Origin of the sequence: uncultured Methanobrevibacter sp. (genome assembly GCF_937898925.1) — an archaeon.
Classification (GTDB): domain Archaea; phylum Methanobacteriota; class Methanobacteria; order Methanobacteriales; family Methanobacteriaceae; genus Methanobrevibacter.
Genome location: NZ_CALDKF010000056.1, coordinates 1 through 22992, shown reverse-complemented (window position 1 = coordinate 22992; position 22992 = coordinate 1). Strand labels below are relative to the sequence as shown.

Here is a 22992-nt window from a genome sequence, read left to right as displayed (position 1 = left end):
ATTATGAAAAATATAAAATGAGAAAAAATAATGGAAAAAGTAAAAATGCCTAAAATGATAAGAATAGTAAAAATAGTGAAAATAGTAAGAAAAAAGTAAAAATAAAAAATAAAAAGATGATTATTAATTTTAATCATCTTGAATTGGCTTGTAATAATCCTCATTCTTTGCAGGCAATAGAGTGAATACTATTGGAACAACCACAAGAACAATAGCTAAAGCAAGCATAATCATATGGCTTGTAGTGTCTCCAGTTAAGATAGTGCTGTAAACTCCTTGAGCCCACAATACAAATATGCAAACAGGCAGTATATATTTGATAATAATCTTCCAGAATGGATCCATTTGAATGGATGAATGGCTGTTTAAGACTTCAACAAGCTCATCGAAATTGTATATCCAACCGAATATTATACATTCAAGGAATACACCGAATAGCAATGCAAAGTTGTTTAGGAATGCATCAAAGATTCCTAAGAGATAACTTCCTGCAGCAGTTGCAAATAAGCAGGATATGCAGAATCCAACAACACATACCAAAGTTGCGGATTTTCTTCTTGAAAAGCCAAATTTTTCAGAAATTGCAAATGAAGCCACTTCAAGGAGAGCAATTAGAGAAGTTAAACCTGCAAATAAGATACATAAGAAGAATAATGGTCCAATAACAGATGCCCAAGGACCCATTACATTAAATACCTTTGGGAAAACAACAAATGCCAAACCTGTTCCTTCAGTAACCAATTCGTTGAATGGAATTCCACTGGTTAAAGTCATGAATCCTAAGATTGAGAAGATTCCAATTGCATTGAACACTTCAAATCCAGAGTTGGAAAATGCTACAATCAAAGCATTGTCAGTTAATTTGGAATCCTCAGGAAGGTAGCTTGCATAGGTAAGTGCAATGGACATGCCTAAACTAAGTGAGAATACGATTTGACCGAATGCTGCTAACCAGACGTTCAAATTGGTTAATGCAGACCAATCTGGAGTGAATATCTGAGTATAACCTATTGAAGCACCAGGTAAAGTCAAGGAAAATGCAACAATCACAATTACAATTACAACTAAGACAGGCAATAGTATTTTACTTACTTTACCAATACCCTCATTCAAGTCTTTTTGAACAATAGCCCATGAACTTAACCAAACAAGGAAAACAGATATGAAAACCCATGGAACAATAGCAGTAATACCTGAAAGGGAATCAGATGCATGCAAAACACTAACTGTAAAGAACAAATCAGGATTTGCACCCCATGCCTTGGTTAAACTCAAAGCAACATATATCAAGTCCCAAGCAACTACACAAACATAATAAGTTGTGATTAAGAATACAACCAATATGATGAACCAAGCAATAGGTTCCAATCTAGACTTGATGGTGAAAAATATCTTGGACAAGGATGTTTTGAATTTAAATCCTACTGCATATTCCACTAAAACAAAGGAGATTCCTAAAATAAATAGAGATACTATATAAGGAATCATGAATGATCCCCCACCATTGGAATAAAGAACATTTGGGAAACGCCAAATATTACCTAAACCAACAGCAGAACCAATCATTGCCAAAACAAAGGCAATGTTACTATCCCACACAGACTTTTCAGACGCCATAAAAATCACATATAAATAATAAAAATATAATAACAGTACAAAATTATAATAACAATATAAAATTATAATAAAAGTTTAATAAGAATATATTACTTGAAACTAGTAAATAAAACTTGTTAAAATAATTAAGTATTTTGATAAAAAATAGGGTTAATTAGAATTATAAAAAATAATGTATTGAAAAATAAAAATAAAAAAGAAAAAGAACTTAAATGGATTTAACCATTTAAGTAAAAATCATATTTAAGCAACTTCATCAAAAGGTACTTTTTCACCAAGTACTCTTAATCCGATGTACATCACTACAATAGCTACAGGGATTGAAATGTACCATTGGATACCGAATCCCGCAGGGATGTAACCGAATATGATAGCAATAGCTGCAACGAATATTGCATAGTATATCTGAGTACTTACGTGGTCAATGTGGTTACAGCTTGTACCCATAGAGGATAAAATTGTGGTATCTGAAATTGGTGAACAGTGGTCACCAAAGATAGCTCCAGTCAATACACCACTGGTACATACGATTACAAAGCCCATTTCAGGGTTTACTGCCCAAGCAAGAGGAATGGTTAATGGCATTAAAATACTCATAGTACCATATGAAGTACCTGTTGCAAAGGAAATCAAAGCACCTAAAACGAAGATTAATGTTGGTAAGATAAATATAGGTATTGCACCTGCCAATACACCTACTAAATAATCAGCAGTGCCTAATTCACCAATAACTCCACCTAAGGACCAAGCAAGGAGTAAGATTACACCAGTGATAACGATAGTTTTCATACCGCCTACCCATTCACTGATAGCTTCTTCGATGGACATGATTTTTTGGAGCACTGCCATGAGGATAGCTACAATGGAAGCAAGCAATGCTGCCTGGAACAAAGCAACAGATGCATCAGAAGCTGCTAATGCTTCAAATATGCCGCTGAATGATAATGGAGAGGTTTTCATTAAGGTAATTAAAGCTTGATCTTCTCCACCTAAGATAGTGGTATAACCGCTCCAGTAGAATGCAATAAGCGCACCGACAATCAATACACCAATAGGGATAATTGCATTCCAAACGGATAATTTAATACCTTCAACCGGTTTAACATCATCAAAACTGGTTGCTTCAAGAGATTCGACGGGTTCATCTTCTTTTCTAGCACGAGCTTTTTTCTCTGCTTCTTTCATTGGTCCGAATTCATAGTAAGTGAGTGCAGAGATAACAATGAATATTAAGATTAAAATGTTATAGAATCTAAATGGAATAGTTTGTAAAAATATACCGAATCCACTTACATTCATTCCAATGGATTGGAAACCTTGAGTAATTAAACTGAGTTCTAAACCAATCCAGGTAGAAATAATAGCAATACCTGCAACAGGAGCTGCAGTTGCGTCTACTACAAATGCTAATTTTTCTCTGGATACGTGAAGTTTGTCCATAACAGGTCTCATAATAGGACCTACAATTAAAGAGTTAGCGTAATCGTCAAAGAATACACATAAACCTAAAAGTTCAGTGAATAATTGAGCTTTTCTAGGAGTGTCAGCACGTTTAGCAAATTCATCTGCTAAAGCTTTTGCACCACCCATCTTTGTTACTAATTGGATGATACCACCAATAAGTAAACATTGAAGGATAATACCTGCATTCCATGGATCAGCCATACAAGATATAATTTGAGTACCCATTGCTAAAAATGCATTGATAGCAGAACTGATAATGTTTAAATCGTTAACAGAAACCATAAATTCTCCAACGAAAACCCCAATAAACAAAGATAAAATAGTCTCTTTGGTTATGAATGCTAAAGCAATAGCCACAAGAGGCGGTAAGAGAGTTAAAATACCGAAACGAACTGCATTATCGTCCCCAGCTGGTGCATTGGTAATTAGCAAGGATAAAACGAAAAGAGCTATTACAGAAATAGCTACAATCAATCCAATTTTTAAATTTCTATTCATTTCCATAATCACACCATTTTTATAAAAAATTAAAAAAATACGAATTAAACGATTGGAAGAAATTTTATTTAAAAAAATCCAAAATAAGATATTTTAGATTATAAATAAAAATTAAAAACCGTTCAACATAATAAGTAAAAACATAGCATTTAATATATTATGTGAAATATTAAACAAAATTTTACTTAATTAATATATAATATATTTATAAAATTAATATATAAATTTAACTTTATAATTCAGTAAATTTAGCTTTAAAATTGATTAAAATTAATAAAATAAGACTAAAATAAGATTAAAAATTAGACGTGAAAAATTATAAAAAATTAACTAAAATTAATAAAATAAGAGTAAAATAAAAAAATAAAAATGATGAATTTAAGAGAATATCTGCTCTAACATCCAGTCAGCATCATATTCCTTAATGTCATCATAGGATTGTCCCATACCTAAGAATAGAATTGGCTTTTTAATGATATAACCAATTGAAAGTGCAGCACCACCTTTTGAATCTGCATCTGCCTTGGTAAGTATGACACCATCTATATCAATAGCTTCATTGAATTTTCTTGCCTGTTCTGTTGCATCGTTACCGGTTAATGCATCACCTACAAACACGACCAAATCAGGTTTAGAAACTCTACGGATCTTTTTCATCTCATCCATAAGGTTAGTGTTTGTTTGCATTCTTCCAGCAGTGTCAATCAATACAAGCTCTTTTCCTTTAGCTCTAGCATGCTGGACTGCATCAAATGCTACTGCTGCAGGGTCAGACCCCTTTTCATGCTTGATCAATTTAACGCCTAAATTATCTGCATGGTATTGGACCTGTTCAATAGCTCCTGCCCTAAATGTATCTGATGCAGCAATAACTGGAGTGTAACCTTTTTTAATGTAATAATTAGAAAGCTTCCCGATAGTGGTGGTTTTTCCAGTACCGTTGATACCTACAAGCATTACAACAAGAGGTTCACCTTGAGCAACTTTCTCTTCAAGGAGTTCAGTCATTGATTTTCCTTCAATGTCAATGATTTTAGAAACTGCATTCTTAAGAGCTTTGTAAGTGTATTCCTCAATATCACTGCTTCTTTTTATCTTTTGACCAACCAAGTCATTTTTAACTGATTCGACAACAACACTTGAAACATCCATTGCCACATCCGCTTCCAAAAGACCTAATTCAAGTTCAAATAGGATATCTTCAACATCATCTTCAGATATTGACTTTTCCTTAATGAATGATAAGAATCCGCCTGATTTTTCCTTTTTATCTTCATCTTCAGATTCATCAGATTCTTCTTTCTTCTTACGTCTGAAGAATGAACGTTTAGATTTTTTAGATTCCTCTTCTTTTTCTTCTTCCACTTCATCTTCTGGAATCTCTTCTTCAGAACCTTCAACTGATTCAAGCTGAGAATCTTCTTCAGACTCTTCTGCTGCTTCTTCGATTTCAGGTTCATATTCTTCCTCTTCTTCAAGACCTGCATCTGAATCTTCTTCAGCCTCTTCTTTTTTATCTCTTTTTAAGAAACCTAAGAATCCTGATTTTTCCTTTTTATCTGCATCTGAATCTTCTTCAGACTCTTCCTCTAAAGCAGCATCTAGCATTTCATCCAATTCTTCTTCTGAAATATCTTCGTCATCTGAAAATTCTTCAATCTCTTCAGATTCTTCAATTTCATCAAAAGTTTCTTCGCTAGGCTCTTCGATTAATTCTACATTATTCTCTTCTTTAGCCTCATCTTCGACTTTATTCCTTAATTTACCACTTGCATCAGCAAATTTTTTCTTTAATGAATCAAACAAGTTTATCCCTGCCTAATAATAAGTATTATAATTTAAATTTTTTAGATATTTTTAAAATATTTCTTAAATATTTTTATCAATAATTATTTTTATATTTAAAAATTAATAAACTTACTTATTTATAAACTTACTTATTTTAATAAAATATGAATTTTGTTATTAAAATCTAAAAAAAACAGCTACAAAACATATGAAAAAATAAAATAAAATAAAACAAGAAAATTTAATAAAAATAAAAAATAGTTAAAAAAAAGAAGAATAATAGATAAAAATCTATTAGTTAACCCAATAAAAATAAATTATTACTTACATCATTCCTTGAGCTTGAAGTTTTTGCATTAATTGTTCAGCTTGAGGAGAAAGCTGAGCTACAATATTGGTGATTTGTTGTAAATCTGCAAATAACTTGTCTAAAGTATTTTCAAGCTCTTGTTTTTGTTGAGCAGCAGTTTCTTTAGCTTCTTCAAAAGTTTTGGATACTGCTACACCAGAACCGAGGCTCATAATAACTTTATTTTCATTTTTAATCTCTGCATTAATGAAGGAGCCAGCACCGAGAGGTACTAAAGTCTCAACAGTGTCTTTACCACTTATATCATCTAATGTAGATTCTAAAATTTTAATTTCAGCAAGAGAAGTTTGAACTGCATCAATTTGAGTTTGGTATAACTCAGATTGGGATTTGTAAACTTCAAGTTGAGCTAAAATTTGTTGTAATTTTTGCTGGTCTTCCATTTTAACACCTTAAGATTATGATTGATCCTCTAGAGAATTGCTTTAACTACAGGATCTTCTACTTCATCCTCAGAAATTTCTTCAATAGAGTCAACTTTAATTTGACTTCTTTTTATTCTATGTTTACTTCCAAAAATGGAATAAAGTTTTTCATAAATGTCTTCTTCGTTGATAGCTTTGAATTCTTTAGTGAAAACTTGGGTTTCACTGCCCATTACAAAACTACCTTTAATTCTATAAATTTTTGTTAACATAAGAATCCCTTCCTAATAATACTATAATTAATCATCTGACATATAATCGAATATTTAATGAAAATAATCAATTAACACAACATATCCTTAAACTATGATGAAATTAAAAATCACCGAAATCCAAAAAGCCTAAAGCCTCTTCGATTCTAGCCATTTCAGGACCAGTGGTATGTTCTCCAACCATAACTCCATTAGAGTTAGCGATACCACATGCACCTACAAGAGGCATACCTTTGCATACAGTTCCAATATTTCCTTCAACCTTAAAGAACTCTTCAACATGTTCAAGTTCATTGGATAAGGTATCTCTATGTAAAAGAGCACCCTTATTGGTAACTATACTTGCTGAACCGACAATTTTGGAATCAGCGAATTGGTATATTTCTACAGGAACCTTTAAGGTATCTTCAATGACTTTGATAGTTTCTTCCTTAATGTTTGGACCTGCCATAGCACCATAATCGTTTACTGCAAGGATATTTCCCACTGCAGTATATTTTCCAGGAAGTCTTGCAACATTAAGCCCGGCATCCTCTAAAAGTTCCATTTCCCTATCAGTTGTGTGTGGAGAAACAACAAAACCATTAGAATTTCCAGTAGCGAGAACTCCATTCAAATTGCATCCTGCAATGGAAGTTCTAATCAAATCGACTTCAAGCGCCTCTTTCATCACAGGTTCCATTTCAGTAGGAAGATTAAAAGGAACAATAGCTACTTCATCATTAACGGATATGTAAACTCCTAAATTAGGATTTCCAGTTAAATTTATTCTTTTAAGCATATTTTATTCCTTATATAAATTTTAATTCTTAATAGATTGAAAAGATGATTAAATATAGTCATAGCAAAATTAGTTTTCTGCTAAAGTTGCTTTAACAACACCTTCTTCATCTTTTACAGCGTTTACTTTTACTTTAGATGGAATTTTTTGAATTCCTCTTTCCCAAATAAATTCATTAATAGAAGCATCAAGTTTAACTTCTTCCGCTTTCATATGTTTCATTAAAAAGTTTTGAACTTCTCTGATAGCTCTAGGAGCTCTGATAGTTCTTTTTACATTTTTAACTTTTCTAAGTGGAATAACATAAGTTCTTTCTAATTCTTCTGCCATATTAAACACCCCTATATTTTAAGATCATTTCTTCTCCAATGTCTAGGTTTAGGTCTGTATCTTAATTTACGTTGAGTTTTAGAATAAGCCCAAATAGGGATTCTTCTGTTTTGTTTATTAGCTTTAGCCATTCTTAATTTTTTAGCTAATGGTTTATTTCTACTCATTTTTTCACCGCGAATATAATAAATTTGATATTTTGAAAAATAATTTAATTAATTTTAAATGATATCGATAACAACTTAAATCCGGTTTGATTTATTTCTTTAGTCCAATAACATTAGTTTGATAATGTTCTGGGAAAATATCTGAGGAATTTCCTCCTTTTTTATCAATCAATAAGCGGATTTCAACCTCATAATCTGAACTGGTATCCTTGTTGCTCTTTTCATGCTTCAATTCAAAAAGATTATCCACAAGATAATTGATGGTCTTGTAGCCGAAACTATCAAGATTCATATATTGAATATCTTTTCTGTCCTCCAGGCTTCTGATTTGATTTCTGTTGAGCTTAGGAGTCTTGTCATCCCTTCTTGTGCCATCGGCAACAAGTTCGTAATGATTTGCAACTTCCTCAACAACAGCTTCGTGAAGATACTTTATTCCATCATTAGGAAATCCATCTTCCATAATCATATCAACAGCTTTTTCCAGAATGGAAATGTCCAAATCTAAAACCTTATGCTTTAAGCCAATGGACTCTGCAGATTTTTGAGCTGGATGAAATGAATCATAAACGCCGAAGTTAGCAGTAACGAGTTCAACATCAAATCCTAATTTGTCAAGGATAATTCCCATCAATGAACTGTCTTTGCCACCGCTATAAAGAACACAAGCTTTCATTTTACCAAATCACTATCCAATTACCTTCTTGTAATGTGGATTTCTCTTTTTTGACCCATGAGATTTTTAAGTAAAACTTTAAGCTGTTCATCAGTTACTTTTCCTCTAAGAGAACCTGCTTGAGCTGATTGAAGCAATTGGATTTCAATATTTTGAACGAGTTCAGGTTTAGTTAATCTAAGATTATCTAATCTTCCACGAGCCTCAGGAGTCAAAATCTGTTTCATAGCTTGCTTTAACTGAGCTTCCATTTCTGCTTGTTTTTGTTGAGCCGCTTGCTGCTCTAGCATTTGTTGCTGAGCCAATTGCTGTGGGTCAGCATTCATAGCTGCTTGTTGTTGTAATTCAGCCATACGTCTTTTGCGTATTTCATCAAGTTCACTCATAATAAAAACCCCATTAATTTAAATATTTTTCATTGAATCAACCATTAAATAATCATCAAAAATATTCCATGATTAATTCTAATTAATTCTACCTAATATTTTGAAAGTTCTGGAATATCTTTAATTAATTCAGCAGAAGTATTATCTAAGAAAGATCTACCTTCTGGAGTAATAATTCTTCCAGCATCGACTTTTTCTACGTAACCTGCATCTTCTAATTGATGTAAAGCTACTCTTACAATAGAGCCACTACCTTTTCTGAATTTTTCAGGGTTAACTCCTCTGTCTTTTTTACCACCGTAGAAGGTTCTTAAACTTCTTACTCCAACTGGTCCATCAATATAAACTCTTCTTAAGATAGAAGCGCATCTTACATACCACCAGTCGATGTTTTCTGGTTTTCTTTCTTTGTGAACACCAGTTTTAACAAGTTTTGTCCATTCAGGGGCAACAATTTTATCATTATTATCTCTAAATTCATCTGCAACAGTATTAATTAATAACTCTGCAGGAACATCAAATACAGTTGTCATATAATTTTCTCCAATTAATATGTGTCTAATCCAATTCTCTTACTCACCTAAGACTGGTGTCTGTAACTCTAAGCGAATAATCTAATTGGATTGCTTTTTATAAATAACAGCAACATTTCCTCTAACGTCAATAAGTTGGGATTTAGTGCCTTCAACAATGTTGCTTATTAAATCATCTTTATTTCTTGCTACATTTTTAGCAAATCGTAATTTAATAATAGGATTGGATTTTAACTGACGTTTAATCTCTTCAATAACATTGTCATTAACACCAGCTTTTCCAATATTTATTGTCATAGCGGAACGAGCTTCATTCATAATCTCTTTTTTTGAAAGTGTAAGAGTCAATTTTAGCTCTCCTTTTTAACTTTTTTTCCCTGATGTAAGGAATTTTCATGATATGGCCACACTCGCCACAATAAATATTAATTTCATTATTAATTAGCCGGACAGCGCAGTTGTGACCGGGAACCAAAAACTTGTAACAATTTTTACAGTATCTTCGTCCCCAGACTTGAGGAATTTTTGTATTGTACTTTTTGGAAATCTTTCGAGCAAGCTCAACATAACGATGAGATCTTTCAGGATGTTCTTTATATTCCTTTTCTGCACGATTAAAAAGAATATTCATCCTTTCTTGAGCTATCTCAATCATCCAATCAGGTTTTTTTCCTCTAGCCATAGATACTCCTCTCATACATAGTATAACTCTTTAAAATAACTTATTGCTTAAATAAAAGTAGATTTTGATGAGAAATCACATTTTAAGCAATGTAAAAATAAAGTAATTAAATAAATATTCCTATAATATAATAGTACAAGAGGAATATTAAGATAAGATATGTTTTTTATTATATAAAAAGGTTTTCTATATTATATATAATATTATAAAAATAAGACAAAAATAGTAGGAATAAATTAATTATTTTTAAAATTTAAGGTTCAAGACATATGAAAATGATATGGGAATAACAATGAAAAAATTATTCCAAAAGCCATTCCATAAAATCAATTGAACCAACAGGGCAATCCATTTTATCAGATGCAATAGCTATTATCAAATCTCGAATCTCTTCAACAGACTTGTCGCTTGCATCTATTTCATTGGTTTTATCACCATAAATCTCATAAGCTTCTGCTGAGCAGACCGCCAATGATTCTGCTTCAAGGTTTTCTTGAATTTTAGACTCTGCATAATCCCTTTCTTCAAGCCTATTTTTAAGAATGGATGGATTTAAACGAAGAACAATCATTTTATCTGCACCTTCACAAAGATGAGATAAATGACCTTCCACTATGAGAATGCAATTGCTTCTTTGATCGATTTCTTCATTCAAGCATTCATTCAATCCATCAATGTCAATGACTTTATAAAGCTTATCAGGATCTTCACCTAAAACCAAGTCATTGTCAATTGCAAAATCATTTACCTTAATGAGTCTTGAATGAAATCCATTGCTAGATAGGTAATCATTCAAATCACTTGCAACAGTTGTTTTGCCAGTACAAGGAGTGCCTGAAATGAAAATAACTGTATCTTTGGATAAATCATCTAAAATAGACATGCTAAACACTGCAATATTATTTCTTAAGGATTATACGCAAAACATCCTCGTCTTCCAAGACATGGTCTGGACCTACCTTTTGACCTGGGAATTTAACTGAAGTTCCCCAAATCTTAGCATGCCTAAAGTTTTTAACAAACTCTCTGTGCAATTTTTCACATGCATCAATAACTGTAGATCCTCTTCTGATAACCAATGGATCTTCCATATCCGCTTTTCTACCTTGTGGTTTTAAATAAACTCTAATTAAGTCTACACGATCGAATATTTCCTCTTTAAGCGCATCAATATTGAGTTTCTTATCTGCAGAAATAGGTATGAATTCAGGAATTTCCTTTTGAAGTTCCTTTAGATAATCAAGGTCAACCAAATCCACCTTATTCAAAAGAATCATCATAGGGACATAGGACTTATTGTCTTCAATAACATCAATGAACTGGTCAATTGTTACATCATCCCTAAATAATACATCTGCATTGTGAATTCCATATTCATTGATGATTGATCTGATGGTTTTCTCATCCAAATAGGTTAAAGGAACTGTTGTGGAAACATTGACTCCACCTTTACGTGTCTTTTTGATTCTAACATCTGGCTTGGTTTGATTTGGCCTTACACCTACATTATCAAGCTCCTTTAAGATAACATTCAAATGCTGCGGATTAAGTGTATCCAATACCACGATAATCAAGTCTGCAGTTCTTGCAACAGATAGGATCTCTTTACCTCTACCTTTACCTCCAGCAGCACCAGTAATGATTCCGGGAATATCAAAAATTTGAATTTGAGCATTATTATATTCCATAACTCCAGGAATAATTTCTAAAGTAGTGAATTGATAAGCTCCAACCTTACTTTCAGCATTGGTTAATTCATTAAGCAATGTAGATTTACCTACAGATGGGAAACCTACCAAAACCGCTGTAGCATCCCCACTCTTTTTAATGTGGAACCCTTCACCTTTGGATCCACCACTACTTCTTTTAATCTGTTCTTCCTTAAGCTTTGAAATCTTAGCCTTTAATTTACCTATATGGTGAGAAGTAGCTTTATTATAAGGTGTCTTTTGAATTTCCTCTTCAATAGCTTTTATTTTTTCTTCTATAGACATAAACTCCCCAATAAATAATTTATTACGAAATAAGAATTAATTTTGAAATAATCTAATAATCATCCAATAATCATCTAATAATCATCTAATAATCATCTAATAATCATCTAATAATCATCTAATAATCAATTTTATGATGCCATTATTAGAAAATTGAAAAATGCAAATATTTTATTATAATATAAATTTTGTATTTTTAACATATAAAATATGCGGTAAAATAAGAAACTAAATTGCAAAAAGATAGCAATGATTAAAAAAAAAAGAAAAAAGTTAAAGAGTTATAAGAAAAACTAATGGACAGTTTTAATTATAACCTTAACTCCATTTTAAATTTTAAACATAACTAAACGTTATGTCACTATGCATTAGAATCTGCGTTATCAGAACTTGAAGCACCATTATTGATGGTCCAAGTAGCAACTCCATCTTGCATGTCACTTATTGTAAAGGTGTCTTGGCCTACACCACCTAATAGGAATAATCTGGTAAAGACAGAGTCTTTAAGTTCATTATCCATTAATATGGCAGTGTACTCATTATCGGAACTTAAAAGGTATAATGTGAAATTTCCGTTTTTATCCAAGGTCTTGTTTACAGTTAAGTAGCCGTCTTCAATAGCAACAAGATTACTTGCTTTGAGAGGGTTATAATCAGTACCGTTTAAGTTGACTTTACTACCATTGTTAGCCCAAACAGCAGTCATTTGAGCAGTGGTTTGATTAGTACCATTAGATCCTCTTTTTACTTCAGCATTGTATAAGACATTGCTCTCATTTAAAACTGTAATGCTGCCTTGAGAGTTAGGCTTGATTGTAACATAATTTGGAGCCACATAATATTGATAGTTAGTACTGTCTAATGTATCAAAGTTCCATGAACCGAAGTAGGACCACCATCCAGCTTTTTGAATCATGTCTGAACTTAAAACAAATGCAACATTATTCGGATTGGATGGGTGTGACTGTTTTACAACAGCACTTGCTTGGCTTTCAGTTAAATTATAGTCTTTGACTAAAGTTGATTTAGCATTTTCCCTACTCATGCCTAATGTCTTGTCCAATGCATCAACTGCAGTTACATTGCTTCCTGTGTAATTGCATAATAACTCAGAAGCATTGCTACCGGTAGTTCCCAACATCTGCAAGATTCCTTTAGATTGGGCGAAATCCGAAGTAGTCAATGCTTTACCTACCCAGTATGCACGGTCCCCTGACTGAGAACCCCCATCGAAAGAAGTTGGATGGTCAGATGCAATTTGGAATAGGTAACCGAAGTCCCACCAGGAAATGATAACTGTATCGTTAGTGGTGTTTTCCTTAACATAGTCCATAGCATTCCATATTGGGTCACTTGAACCAGGAACTGTGAGAGCAGTAGTCTGGTAAGCACCACAAACAGTTGGAGACACTAAAGCTAAAGTGATCAATACAACAACCAATGCCTTTTTAATGGACACATCTGAGTCCCTAATAGATTTTCTAAGGTAGATGAATACTCCAGAAATAACTACAAGAGCAACAAATACGATTGAACCTATCATTAAAGCATTATCAACAGCATAACCTATTTGACTAATTGGGAATGCAATCAAGAATGAACATACAATAGCTATCAAGAATAAAGTTCTGTCATCATCAACATTTGCTTTGACATAATCAACTGCATATCCTACAAAGATACCTGCACAGATACCCATAGGAACAACCAATACCTGAATAAACCTTGTACCTTGAGTTACTGCTGCTGCAGATGCAAGAATCCATACAAGGAATAAGCTTAAGTAAAGTACATTCAAACGTTTGCTTTTATTGATTTCATCAGTTGAACCGAAAGAACCAATGTCTTTAAGGGAAATTCTGAATCTGTCTTGTTCTTTTCTTACAGAAGTAGCTTTACGTTTAGATTTATGTGGTTTTGATGAATCTCCTTTAACCTTTACAGATCTTAATCTGAGCAATCTTTGTATGAAAGTGAATAAGACCAATAAAACACCGAAGAATGCAACTATTCCACCAACCCCATTTATGATACCGCTTGTGTTTGCTAAAAATGCTCCTGGAAGTCCACCAGCTAAAAGGTTAGGCCTTTGCATCTCTGCAACAGAAATAAATACGTTAGGCCATACATCATTTGCAGTGGATAAAAGTGAGAAACCTCCAGTAAGGCCGGATATAGCGTCTAGTATACCACCTATTCCAACTGTGAACAATAAGCCGATAGCACCTAAAACAACAATTAAAACTACTGGGAACAATTCTTTTTGGTTAACCAACCAGCTTAGCTTATTACTATAATTTTTAAATGGTTCCAATACTTCAATGTCCAGATAGAAACATAATATGAAGAACACTATCATCACAATTATCATTACCGCAGGATAAAACATATACCCAGTCCATGAAAGGGAATAAATACCAATAGTGATAACAGATAAAATTGCAAATATTACCCTATGAACCAATTTATCGCTTTTAACCGCTTCAACAAAGAAGAGTATGAAGAATAAAGGCAAGGTTACGTTAAACATATCTGTATCGAAAAATCCTGCAAATGTGTGTGTAATATAATTAGGACCTAAAGCTACAATCAAGGTAGCTGCAATTGCCCCATAATCATTGGTTATTCTTCTTGTGAATATGTAAACAGGAATAACAGCAAATGATGAAATTAATGCACCAGTCCAAAATGCCACTTCCTTAAGGGACATGTCTTGGAACATATTCACTATTCCATATAAGAATGATGTAACATATGCAATCATCGGCTGATAGGACCCTACATCCCTTCCTGATGGATAGTATGAATGCATATCCCAACCAGAACCATTTACTAAAGTATCACCAAAATATCCATGATCCATATAATCCTGAGTCATCCTTAAGTTAAAGTATGAGTCCATTTCACTGAAATAAGGAAGACCATCAGCATCCATATAATTTGCTTTAAGTTCATTTGGAACTCCGCCAATATCAGCAGCTTGAGCCCTAAGACCAAAAACCAAAACAAACAATATTGCTATGATAACCACAGATTTTAATATTGTTTTAACTTTCTGATTTTCCATATAAAATCCTCGTACATTTTACAAATTTATATTCGAATATAATTCATAGTCAGTAACCAATCATCTCATGAAAGATAAAAGCGCTTAAATTATCTCATTTTCATAAAACAACAGCATACGACTTGTAAAACAAATAATTAAATATATTTTAAAATATATTGCAAATAATTATTTTGAATTAAAATTATTAAACTTAAGATTTGAAAGATTGTTATTAAACCAATGTTAATAAAAATCAATTTAAATTTAATAATAATTAAATATACATTTTATATACATATATAATTTTCTAATATTCTATATAAAGGAAAAAGGAATATTATGAACATTTGAATATATGCGAATAAAATTATTGGTTAAAAAATGAAAAAGAAATAAGAATAAATTAAAAAAAAGTTTAAAAAAATAAAGAAAATAATAAAGGAAATGATGAAGAAAATGATAAAGAAAATGATAAAGAAAATGATAAAGAAAAATAGTCAATGCAAAAGAAATAGAAAAATAAAATAGAAAAATAAAATAGAAAAATAAAATAGAAAAATAAAATAGAAAAAATAGAATCATTAATTCTTATTAATAATCATCAAATCATTTACTTAATTCTTCTGATTTTTCTAGTAATATTTTGTCCAAATCCTTCAATTGGCAACTGAATCTACATTGTGGGAAGCCACTGCATCCGACAAATTCACCAAATCTTCCGGACCGTTTCAATAAGTCTCTGCCACATTCAGGACATTTTCCGACGACTTCTGGAGCGCGCCTTTTGCTTACTTCCTTACCGCAATTTGGATCAAGGCAAACATGTTCCCTTCCCTTTTGACCTTTTCTCTTAATTGAAATCATAGGCAAACCACAGGTTGGGCAAGTGGATTTCAATATATTAGCGCCTTTAGGAAGTGAGTAAGTGTTTCTGCATTGAGGGAAATTTGAACATCCGATAAATGTTTGCTTATTCCTTCTTGAATACTTTTTAAGCAGTTTACCACCACAGGAACATTCACCAACGACATTGGATTCCTGATAGGATTCATAAAGCTTTGAACCAATTTCCTTTTGGTTGTTATTAATATCCTTAAGAATTGATCTGACTTCCTTTTCACCATTTGCAAGAATTTCCTCTTTTGTAATCTTATCAGCAGATAAGCAATCGAGTTCCCTTTCAAATTCACGGGTCAACTCTTCACTGGTTAAGTTCTTACAGTATTGCTTCAATGTATCGATGATATGAACACCTAATGGCTTGACTTCAATCTTTTTGCCATCGATATATTTTCTATCATAGAGCTTTGCAATGATATCTGCACGGGTAGCCTTTGTACCAAGCTCTCTTTTCTCCAATTCCTTGATGAGAGAAGCTTCGTTGTATCTTGCAGGAGGTTTGGTTTCCTTTTCCTCTGAAATGATTTCATGAATCTTTAGGAAATCTCCTTTTTTAAGTGGAGGGAACTCATCAGCTTCCTGTTTCTTGAATGGATAATGCTTTAGCCATCCTTCATGAGAAACCCTTTTTCTTGTAAAGACAAATTCCTCATTGTTAACATTCAAGTCAACTTTCATAGTTTCCAATTTGGAATCCTCACTGAAGACGCTTATGAACCTATAAACAATCAAACGATAGATTTTTTCCTCATCTGGAGATAAGTTAGATGGCAATACGCCAGTTGGGTGAATAGCTGGGTGTGCTGCATCCTCTTTCTTACCTTCATTTGGCTTTAATTTTGCAGGCAAATCAGCAATATGCTTTCTAAACTCTTCATCCTTAAGAAGACCTGCAAAAATCTCCTTAAATCCTAATGATTCGGGGAGCTTTTGGGATGAGGTACGTGGATAGGAAGTGTATCCTCCAACGTACAAGTTCTGAGCTGCAACTTGAGTCCTTTTAGGTGAAAATCCGAATACAGTGTGTGCTTCAGATTGCAAACCGCCTAAATTGAATGGAATAGGAGGTTTTCTGATGGTTTCCTTAACATTTACATTAGTTACAGTTGCATCAGCACCTTGACATTCATCAAATATTCTTTTAGCCCTTTCCTCATCAAAGATCTTATCTTCAACATGATTTGCTATAATGTCAAAATCAGATTTGGCCTTGATTTGCCAATAAGGTTCTGGAATGAATGATTGTATCTCCTTTTCCCTATCCACTAAAATGGATAAAGTAGGAGTTTGCACACGCCCTGCAGACAAGCTTATGCGACTTGAAGAGGATGATCTGACAGCTTTCATTAAAGCGGAAGATATGTTCATACCAAAGTAATAGTCTAGCATGTGCCTTGCAATACCGCTATCCACTTGGTGCAAGTCAATATCAATCATATGGTTATATGCCTCTACAATGTCCTTTTTGGTCAATGTGGAAAATTTCATACGGGATGCTTTCGCTTCAGCATTGTTTCCACAAGCGTATTTCAATGCATTATAACCAATCAATGTTCCTTCTACGTCGTAATCGCAAGCATGAACAAATTTATCTGCATCTTTAGAGAGTTTTTTAATAGCGTAAACATAATCCCTAACATATCCGCTATTCTTTTCAACTTCATATGCCGGAACCCATTTTAAATCAAAACCTAATCTGTCTCTTGAAGTAGCGGATGTCAAAGAGTAAAGGTGACCTACTGCAGACAAAACAGTGGTCCTTTTTCCATCTTCCTCAAATTCCCAATAGCTTATCTTCCTGCCGTATTTTTTCTTTTGGGCTTTTGAAGAGAGAGCCTTTGCTATCTTCTCAGCAGATTTCGGTTTTTCTGAAATAATCACTTCATGCATGTTATCACATAATAAATAAAAATTAAATATAAATTAATAATAAAATTGTTTAAAGCTTTTTCAAATATCAAAAAAGCTTATGAAAAATAGAATTCTATAAACTAATTTTTATAAAATCTAATGAAATAAATTGAAAAATTCAAATTTACAAATTATTCAAAATCATAAATACTTTATACATAACCATTATATTTAATATTTTCGTTTTTGAACAATTCCTATTTCAAGACAGATATAGTATTAAAATGAAAAGTAAAATTAGAATAGATGTGAAAAATTAAAAAATGGTTATTATAATCAATTAAATTCTAAAATAAAAAAAGAAATGATTTAAAATTATTTTTTATCCATCAAATCCTCTTTATAAAAACCATAGAAATTGCTGCAATATCCACACATCGGATATTTTCCATAGTGGTAATGAGCGCCTTCATCGCTGTTCATGTCAAATTCCTTTCCACAGGTGTAGCAAACTTCTATTTTTTCTTCCTTTTTATCATTATTTTCATTTTCTGCCATTGTATCCCCACAATATTATTTTTAAGATATTCCATCACAATTATAATAAAATTAGATTTAACTATTATATAAATTTACTTAACTATTATATTTCTATTATATTTCTATTATAATCTATTATAATCTATTAAAAAATCAGCTGGAAAATAACTAGAATAAATAAGCTCAAATGAAAAATAAACAAAATAAGAATTAAAATAAAATAATAAAAAAAGTAAATTAAAAAAATATAAAATAAACTAAATAAAAGAAAATTAAAAGAAATTAAAAGAAAAAATAAAAATTAATTAAATATAATTTAATTAATTAATATCGTATTTTTGCAAGAGTAAAAGCTCTTCGGTAGATAATTTCTTACCGTTTTTGAATTTATCAAAGATACTTTCAGCTCTTTCTTTTTCTTCACGATTTTTCTTATTGCTAGAAGAACCACCAGATTTATCAGATCTGCGTTTTCTGTTTTTGTTGCTTCCTAACTTTTTATTGATTACATGAATTTCACTTAAAATCATTTTAAATTCTTCATGTTTTGCAGAAGCATTCTTTCTAGCTTGGATGAATAACTTGTGTGCTTCATCAGCAGCAGTTCTGATTTCATCAGTTTTTCTGAAGTAAGAAAGCATTTGTTCGTGAGCTTCTTGTGCTTGTTCTGAAAGTTCAACTACTTTAGCGTGGAATTCTTCAGATTTTTTCTTGAGTTCAGCAGCTTCTTCTTTGACTTTATCGTCTTCTTTGATTTCTGCAAGTTCTTTTCTTAAATCATTTGCATTTTTAACAAGTTGATTTTCCTTTTTAATGTCTAAAACTCTGGTTTCGATAATTTTATCAATCTTTTTGATTTCAGCTTCAATCCTGATTTTATCTTTTTTACCAGAAGACCATTCAAGACTTTTAATTTCGTCATTGACTTTATTACGTGCTTTCTTGTTTTCTTCAACTTGTTTGTTGATTTCATTACGTTGATCTCTGAACTCAATAGCTTTAGCTAAGTTTTCTTTTAATTCAGAATTTAATTCATCACGTATTTTACGTTGTTCTTTAGCTTCCCTGTTAAATGCTTCTCTTTCATCAGCAACTTTAGCAATACGTTCTTCTCTTTCATCTTTTTGAGCTCTTACACCTTCAATGGTGTCAGCTAAATCAAAATCAGGTTCTGGAAGAGCGTTTTTCTTTTTGGATTTTTTAGGTTTTGCTTCTTTAACAGGTTTTTCTTCAGCTACTTCTTCTTCAGCTTCAGGAGCTTCTTCCTCTTCAACTTCTTCAGCTTCCTCTTCAGCAGCTTCCTCTTCAGCAGCTTCCTCTTCAGCAGCTTCCTCTTCAGCTTCTTCAACAACTTCTTCTGTTTCTTCGATTTCTTCAACTACTTCTTCAGTTGCGTCTGCAACTTGTTCTTCTTCTTGGTTTTCAACAACTACGTCAGTAGTTTCAACTACTTCAGTTTCTACAGCAACTTCTTTATCCACGTCAGCATCTCCTTCAGTGTTTTCAGAGTTTAAATTAATGATGACATTTAAAACGTCAGTTAAATCACGGGTTTCTACAATAATGTCTGCATTTTCCTTTAAAGCAGGTTTTGCATTAAAAGCAATTCCATATTTAGCAGATTCAATCATAGAGATATCATTTGCTCCATCTCCAACAGCAACACATTCATCTAAGGTATAACCTTTTTCTTCGATGAGCTTGGATAGAACATCTAATTTTGAACCAGATACTAATGGCCCAGTGACTTCACCAGTTAAGATCCCGTCTTCTTCAACTAATGAATTTGTGAATATGTTATCCACATCAAGTTTTCCCTTAATAGTATCGGCGATTATATCAAAACTACCGCTAATAATAGCTACTTCAAAACCATTTTCCTTTAATGAGGAAACAGTTTCTTCAGCTCCTTTCATTAGAGGCATTTCATTAGCTAATGTTCTAATATCGTCAGTAGCAACTCCTTTGAGAAGTCCTACTCTTTTCTTAATGGATGTTTCGAAGTCAATTTCACCTTGCATAGCCTGCTCAGTGATTGCTGCAATTTGATCTTCAATATTAATTAATTTTCCAATCTCGTCTATGCCCTCACCATCAATAATAACATTATCTAAGTCAAATACTACAAGTTTAATCAATAATATCACCAATTATATTAAGTCCAATTCGCTAAGTCTAGCTTTTGCATTTTCTACACCTAACCTAGCGTCTTTTTTGGTTTTAGCTCCAGTACAAACAACTTTTCCGGAACCGAATAATAATAATACAACTTTAGGATCAGATAAACGGTATACTAAACCAGGGAATTGTTCTGGTTCGTATTCAGTGTTTTCCAATTCCAAAGCAACTGCTTCTAAATTTAAAGTAGATTGTAAATTTGCAGAAGCAACAATGTTTTGAATTTTAATATCAAACTCATGAGGAATTTCAGTATCAATAGTTCTCATAAGATCGACAGTTTTTTTAATAGCTAATTTTGAATCATCGATTGATTTAGCACCAGTACATACAAGTTTACCGGAACTAAAAATTAAAGCAGCAGTTTTAGGATCTTGAAGTTTAAATACTAATCCTGGGAACTGTTCTCTGTTAAAATCGACACCTTCTAACGCTTTTGCCACTTCGGTAAGAACAATGTCTTTACCAATGCTTGCAGAAGCTACAATGTTTTCTATTTTTATATCAACATCGGTCAATTTATTACCTCCAAAATTATTTAAAAAAAGTAAGTAAATATTTTAAAAAATTAATATAATTTTAGTTTTGACAAATAAAGAAAATTGACAATAAAAATCAGTTAAAATTAATAATTTTTTTATTAAAATTTTTACTAATAAAATATATCATTTATATAGTATATAAAGTTAATGCTTATAAAGCATATAAATGGTAATACTTTTTTGTATATAAAGTATTAATAAAAACTGAATAGGATTATTTATAAGGGTATTTGAAACAAATATAAAAATTGAATTGAAAATTAAAAAATGTTTAAAAGCAGTTTAGAAAATTGCTTAGAAAAGAGTTAGAAAATATTAATGATAGTGGGAAATTCCTATGATAGAAGTAGAAGTGAAAGCAAAAATAAAAAGCTTTGATGAAATGAGAAAAATGCTTGATGAGATAAATGCCATAAAGGTCAAAACCGAACATCAGGAGGACAGGTATTTCAATAGTCCAGTCCGTGACTTTGCACAAACCGATGAGGCATTGAGAATCAGACAAACAAAATCAGATGAAAATCACAACTTGTTCATTACCTACAAAGGCCCTAAAATCGATGCAAAAAGCAAAACCAGAGAAGAGGTTGAAATGGAAATAGAAGATGCTGACAAAGCTTCTAAAATATTTGAGAATTTAGGTTTCAAGGAAGTCAGAACTGTTGTGAAGGATCGTGAATACTACAAATATGAAAACTATGAAATCAGCTTGGACAATGTCCATGGCCTTGAACCATATATGGAAATAGAAATAAGCTTAGATGACAATTCTGACTATTCAAAGGCACAGGAAAGCATATTTGAACTCTTTGAAAAATTAGGAATTACAGACGGATTTGAGCGAACTTCCTACCTGGAATTGCTAGAGGAACTGGACAATTAAATTTCAATCACTTGAAAAATTATAAAAAAGTTTATAAAACAAAAATACATAACTTATTATATTAAATTTAAACTAAAGAAATTTAAGAATATTAAATTTAAGAATATTAAAAAAACATAAAACTAACTAAAATACAAAAGACACAAAGAGTTGATAAAAAAATGCAATATTATACAAGTCCTTTCAACAAGGAAGAGGAATACAAATTCCCAAAAGATATTACTATTTATGATACAACTTTAAGAGATGGGGAACAGACTCCTGGAGTATGTTTCTCACTGGATGACAAATTGGAAATAGCCCGAAAGCTTGATCAATTAAGAATCCATCAGATTGAAGCAGGATTCCCTATCGTCTCAGATAGGGAATCAGCTGCAGTCAAGGCAATAGCTAATGAAGGATTGGATGCTGAAATCATCTGTTTGGCAAGAACCAAAAAAGGAGACATTGACAGAGCTCTTGACTGTGATGTGGATGGAATCATTACATTCATGGGAACTTCCGACATTCATTTGGAACATAAGATGCATATCAAAAGGCAAGAAGCATTGAACATCTGCATGAAATCCATTGAATATGCTAAAGACCATGGATTGTTTGTAGCATTTTCAGCAGAGGATGCAACAAGAACTGACTTAGACTTCTTGAAAAGAGTTTACTCAAAAGCAGAAAGCTATGGTGCTGACAGAGTGCATATTGCAGATACCGTTGGAGCAATCACCCCACAAGGAATTACCTTTTTAATTAAGGAACTTAGAAAAGTGACTGATGTCCAAATAGCTATGCACTGTCATAATGACTTTGGATTAGCTGTAATAAACTCAATTTATGGATTGCTTGCAGGAGGAAGTGCTGTTTCAACAACCGTTAACGGTATTGGAGAAAGAGCAGGAAAAGCTCAGATATACCGAAATGCTTGAATACCAGATCAAGGACATCAACGCTCTTGAGCTTTACGACGGCGAAGAAGAGGAGCTCGTTGATAAAAAGGTTAAGATAAAAAACAGCGAGCGTATCTTAAAGCAATCAGGTTTCGTTTATAAGGCTTTGAAGGGAAGCGAAAAGGGAAGCGTTTCATTCCTTCTGGATAGGGCGGCGACAGCCCTCTCTCAGCTTGCTGATTTTG

General features: G+C 32.4%; 22 protein-coding genes and 1 pseudogene. 3 read left to right on the top strand and 20 right to left on the bottom strand.

Features of this window, described 5'->3' with window-relative positions; genetic code table 11:
• Positions 1 to 129: 129 nt before the first annotated feature.
• The 20 genes from Q0409_RS04340 to Q0409_RS04245 form a co-directional block, all read right to left on the bottom strand.
• Positions 130 to 1617, bottom strand: coding sequence for a sodium-dependent transporter (locus Q0409_RS04340; RefSeq protein ID WP_298535473.1), 1488 nt, complete (start codon positions 1615 to 1617; stop codon positions 130 to 132).
• Positions 1618 to 1860: 243 nt separating this feature from the next.
• Positions 1861 to 3585, bottom strand: a complete 1725-nt coding sequence (locus Q0409_RS04335) for a Na+/H+ antiporter NhaC family protein (protein WP_298535471.1) — start codon at positions 3583 to 3585, stop codon at positions 1861 to 1863.
• Positions 3586 to 3957: 372 nt separating this feature from the next.
• Positions 3958 to 5385 carry a signal recognition particle-docking protein FtsY gene (ftsY, locus tag Q0409_RS04330; RefSeq protein ID WP_298535469.1) on the bottom strand — a complete coding sequence of 476 codons (1428 nt, stop codon included), beginning with the start codon at positions 5383 to 5385 and terminating at the stop codon, positions 3958 to 3960.
• A gap of 306 nt (positions 5386 to 5691) precedes the next feature.
• Positions 5692 to 6120, bottom strand: coding sequence for a prefoldin subunit alpha (gene pfdA, locus Q0409_RS04325; RefSeq protein ID WP_295607046.1), 429 nt, complete (start codon positions 6118 to 6120; stop codon positions 5692 to 5694).
• 29 nt (positions 6121 to 6149) lie between these two features.
• Entirely contained in the window at positions 6150 to 6374 is a 225-nt protein-coding gene (gene rpl18a, locus Q0409_RS04320) for a 50S ribosomal protein L18Ae (RefSeq protein WP_298535467.1), read from the bottom strand.
• A gap of 103 nt (positions 6375 to 6477) precedes the next feature.
• Complete coding sequence (locus Q0409_RS04315; RefSeq protein ID WP_298535464.1) at positions 6478 to 7155, bottom strand: translation initiation factor IF-6; 678 nt, start codon at positions 7153 to 7155, stop codon at positions 6478 to 6480.
• Between the two features lie 69 nt (positions 7156 to 7224).
• On the bottom strand, positions 7225 to 7485 hold the full coding sequence (locus Q0409_RS04310) for a 50S ribosomal protein L31e (protein WP_292778657.1): 261 nt from the start codon (positions 7483 to 7485) through the stop codon (positions 7225 to 7227).
• Between the two features lie 11 nt (positions 7486 to 7496).
• Positions 7497 to 7652 (bottom strand): 50S ribosomal protein L39e, encoded by a 156-nt coding sequence (locus Q0409_RS04305; protein WP_067145211.1) that lies wholly within the window; start codon positions 7650 to 7652, stop codon positions 7497 to 7499.
• A gap of 91 nt (positions 7653 to 7743) precedes the next feature.
• The gene (locus tag Q0409_RS04300; protein ID WP_298535460.1) at positions 7744 to 8328 is read right to left on the bottom strand and encodes a hypothetical protein; all 585 of its coding nucleotides are present in this window, start codon (positions 8326 to 8328) and stop codon (positions 7744 to 7746) included.
• Positions 8329 to 8348: 20 nt separating this feature from the next.
• Positions 8349 to 8714 carry a DNA-binding protein gene (locus Q0409_RS04295; protein ID WP_298535458.1) on the bottom strand — a complete coding sequence of 122 codons (366 nt, stop codon included), beginning with the start codon at positions 8712 to 8714 and terminating at the stop codon, positions 8349 to 8351.
• A gap of 92 nt (positions 8715 to 8806) precedes the next feature.
• Positions 8807 to 9247: a 30S ribosomal protein S19e gene (locus Q0409_RS04290; protein WP_292778664.1), complete on the bottom strand. Its 441-nt coding sequence runs from the start codon at positions 9245 to 9247 to the stop codon at positions 8807 to 8809.
• Positions 9248 to 9328: 81 nt separating this feature from the next.
• Positions 9329 to 9565 carry a YhbY family RNA-binding protein gene (locus tag Q0409_RS04285; RefSeq protein ID WP_067148918.1) on the bottom strand — a complete coding sequence of 79 codons (237 nt, stop codon included), beginning with the start codon at positions 9563 to 9565 and terminating at the stop codon, positions 9329 to 9331.
• Positions 9558 to 9929: a ribonuclease P protein component 4 gene (locus Q0409_RS04280; protein WP_298535455.1), complete on the bottom strand. Its 372-nt coding sequence runs from the start codon at positions 9927 to 9929 to the stop codon at positions 9558 to 9560. The genes Q0409_RS04285 and Q0409_RS04280 overlap by 8 nt, the downstream gene beginning before the upstream one ends.
• A 301-nt stretch (positions 9930 to 10230) precedes the next feature.
• Positions 10231 to 10812, bottom strand: a complete 582-nt coding sequence (locus Q0409_RS04275) for an adenylate kinase family protein (protein WP_298535453.1) — start codon at positions 10810 to 10812, stop codon at positions 10231 to 10233.
• Positions 10813 to 10828: 16 nt separating this feature from the next.
• A complete protein-coding gene (locus tag Q0409_RS04270) occupies positions 10829 to 11923 on the bottom strand; it encodes a GTP-binding protein (protein WP_298535451.1) in 1095 nt (364 codons plus the stop codon).
• 361 nt (positions 11924 to 12284) lie between these two features.
• Positions 12285 to 14990: an STT3 domain-containing protein gene (locus Q0409_RS04265; protein WP_298535449.1), complete on the bottom strand. Its 2706-nt coding sequence runs from the start codon at positions 14988 to 14990 to the stop codon at positions 12285 to 12287.
• 588 nt (positions 14991 to 15578) lie between these two features.
• Positions 15579 to 17762, bottom strand: coding sequence for a DNA topoisomerase I (topA, locus tag Q0409_RS04260; RefSeq protein ID WP_298535447.1), 2184 nt, complete (start codon positions 17760 to 17762; stop codon positions 15579 to 15581).
• A gap of 336 nt (positions 17763 to 18098) precedes the next feature.
• Positions 18099 to 18281: a hypothetical protein gene (locus Q0409_RS04255; protein WP_296855867.1), complete on the bottom strand. Its 183-nt coding sequence runs from the start codon at positions 18279 to 18281 to the stop codon at positions 18099 to 18101.
• A 302-nt stretch (positions 18282 to 18583) separates the two neighbouring features.
• Positions 18584 to 20401, bottom strand: a complete 1818-nt coding sequence (serB, locus tag Q0409_RS04250; protein ID WP_298535445.1) for a phosphoserine phosphatase SerB — start codon at positions 20399 to 20401, stop codon at positions 18584 to 18586.
• 12 nt (positions 20402 to 20413) lie between these two features.
• Entirely contained in the window at positions 20414 to 20959 is a 546-nt protein-coding gene (locus Q0409_RS04245; protein WP_296855871.1) for a TATA-box-binding protein, read from the bottom strand.
• 361 nt (positions 20960 to 21320) lie between these two features.
• Between Q0409_RS04245 and cyaB the strand changes: the two genes are divergently transcribed.
• The 3 genes and pseudogenes from cyaB to Q0409_RS04230 all read left to right on the top strand — a co-directional run.
• The gene (gene cyaB, locus Q0409_RS04240; protein ID WP_298535442.1) at positions 21321 to 21866 is read left to right on the top strand and encodes a class IV adenylate cyclase; all 546 of its coding nucleotides are present in this window, start codon (positions 21321 to 21323) and stop codon (positions 21864 to 21866) included.
• 161 nt (positions 21867 to 22027) lie between these two features.
• Positions 22028 to 22771, top strand: a pseudogene (gene aksA, locus Q0409_RS04235) (homoaconitate hydratase); the annotation flags it as partial.
• Positions 22743 to 22992: hypothetical protein (locus Q0409_RS04230; RefSeq protein ID WP_298535440.1), on the top strand; the 250-nt coding region annotated here is incomplete at its 3' end. The pseudogene aksA and the gene Q0409_RS04230, both read left to right, overlap by 29 nt.

Coding starts and splice junctions, on each gene's coding strand:
- topA (WP_298535447.1), bottom strand. CDS start 17,762: ATGCATGAAGTGATTATTTCAGAAAAACCGAAATCTGCTGAGAAGATA.
- Q0409_RS04295 (WP_298535458.1), bottom strand. CDS start 8,714: ATGAGTGAACTTGATGAAATACGCAAAAGACGTATGGCTGAATTACAA.
- pfdA (WP_295607046.1), bottom strand. CDS start 6,120: ATGGAAGACCAGCAAAAATTACAACAAATTTTAGCTCAACTTGAAGTT.
- Q0409_RS04255 (WP_296855867.1), bottom strand. CDS start 18,281: ATGGCAGAAAATGAAAATAATGATAAAAAGGAAGAAAAAATAGAAGTT.
- Q0409_RS04270 (WP_298535451.1), bottom strand. CDS start 11,923: ATGTCTATAGAAGAAAAAATAAAAGCTATTGAAGAGGAAATTCAAAAG.
- Q0409_RS04285 (WP_067148918.1), bottom strand. CDS start 9,565: ATGAATGAAGCTCGTTCCGCTATGACAATAAATATTGGAAAAGCTGGT.
- Q0409_RS04290 (WP_292778664.1), bottom strand. CDS start 9,247: ATGACAACTGTATTTGATGTTCCTGCAGAGTTATTAATTAATACTGTT.
- Q0409_RS04310 (WP_292778657.1), bottom strand. CDS start 7,485: ATGGCAGAAGAATTAGAAAGAACTTATGTTATTCCACTTAGAAAAGTT.
- Q0409_RS04280 (WP_298535455.1), bottom strand. CDS start 9,929: ATGGCTAGAGGAAAAAAACCTGATTGGATGATTGAGATAGCTCAAGAA.
- cyaB (WP_298535442.1), top strand. CDS start 21,321: ATGATAGAAGTAGAAGTGAAAGCAAAAATAAAAAGCTTTGATGAAATG.
- rpl18a (WP_298535467.1), bottom strand. CDS start 6,374: ATGTTAACAAAAATTTATAGAATTAAAGGTAGTTTTGTAATGGGCAGT.
- Q0409_RS04315 (WP_298535464.1), bottom strand. CDS start 7,155: ATGCTTAAAAGAATAAATTTAACTGGAAATCCTAATTTAGGAGTTTAC.
- Q0409_RS04300 (WP_298535460.1), bottom strand. CDS start 8,328: ATGAAAGCTTGTGTTCTTTATAGCGGTGGCAAAGACAGTTCATTGATG.
- Q0409_RS04340 (WP_298535473.1), bottom strand. CDS start 1,617: ATGGCGTCTGAAAAGTCTGTGTGGGATAGTAACATTGCCTTTGTTTTG.
- Q0409_RS04265 (WP_298535449.1), bottom strand. CDS start 14,990: ATGGAAAATCAGAAAGTTAAAACAATATTAAAATCTGTGGTTATCATA.
- Q0409_RS04305 (WP_067145211.1), bottom strand. CDS start 7,652: ATGAGTAGAAATAAACCATTAGCTAAAAAATTAAGAATGGCTAAAGCT.
- Q0409_RS04275 (WP_298535453.1), bottom strand. CDS start 10,812: ATGTCTATTTTAGATGATTTATCCAAAGATACAGTTATTTTCATTTCA.
- Q0409_RS04335 (WP_298535471.1), bottom strand. CDS start 3,585: ATGGAAATGAATAGAAATTTAAAAATTGGATTGATTGTAGCTATTTCT.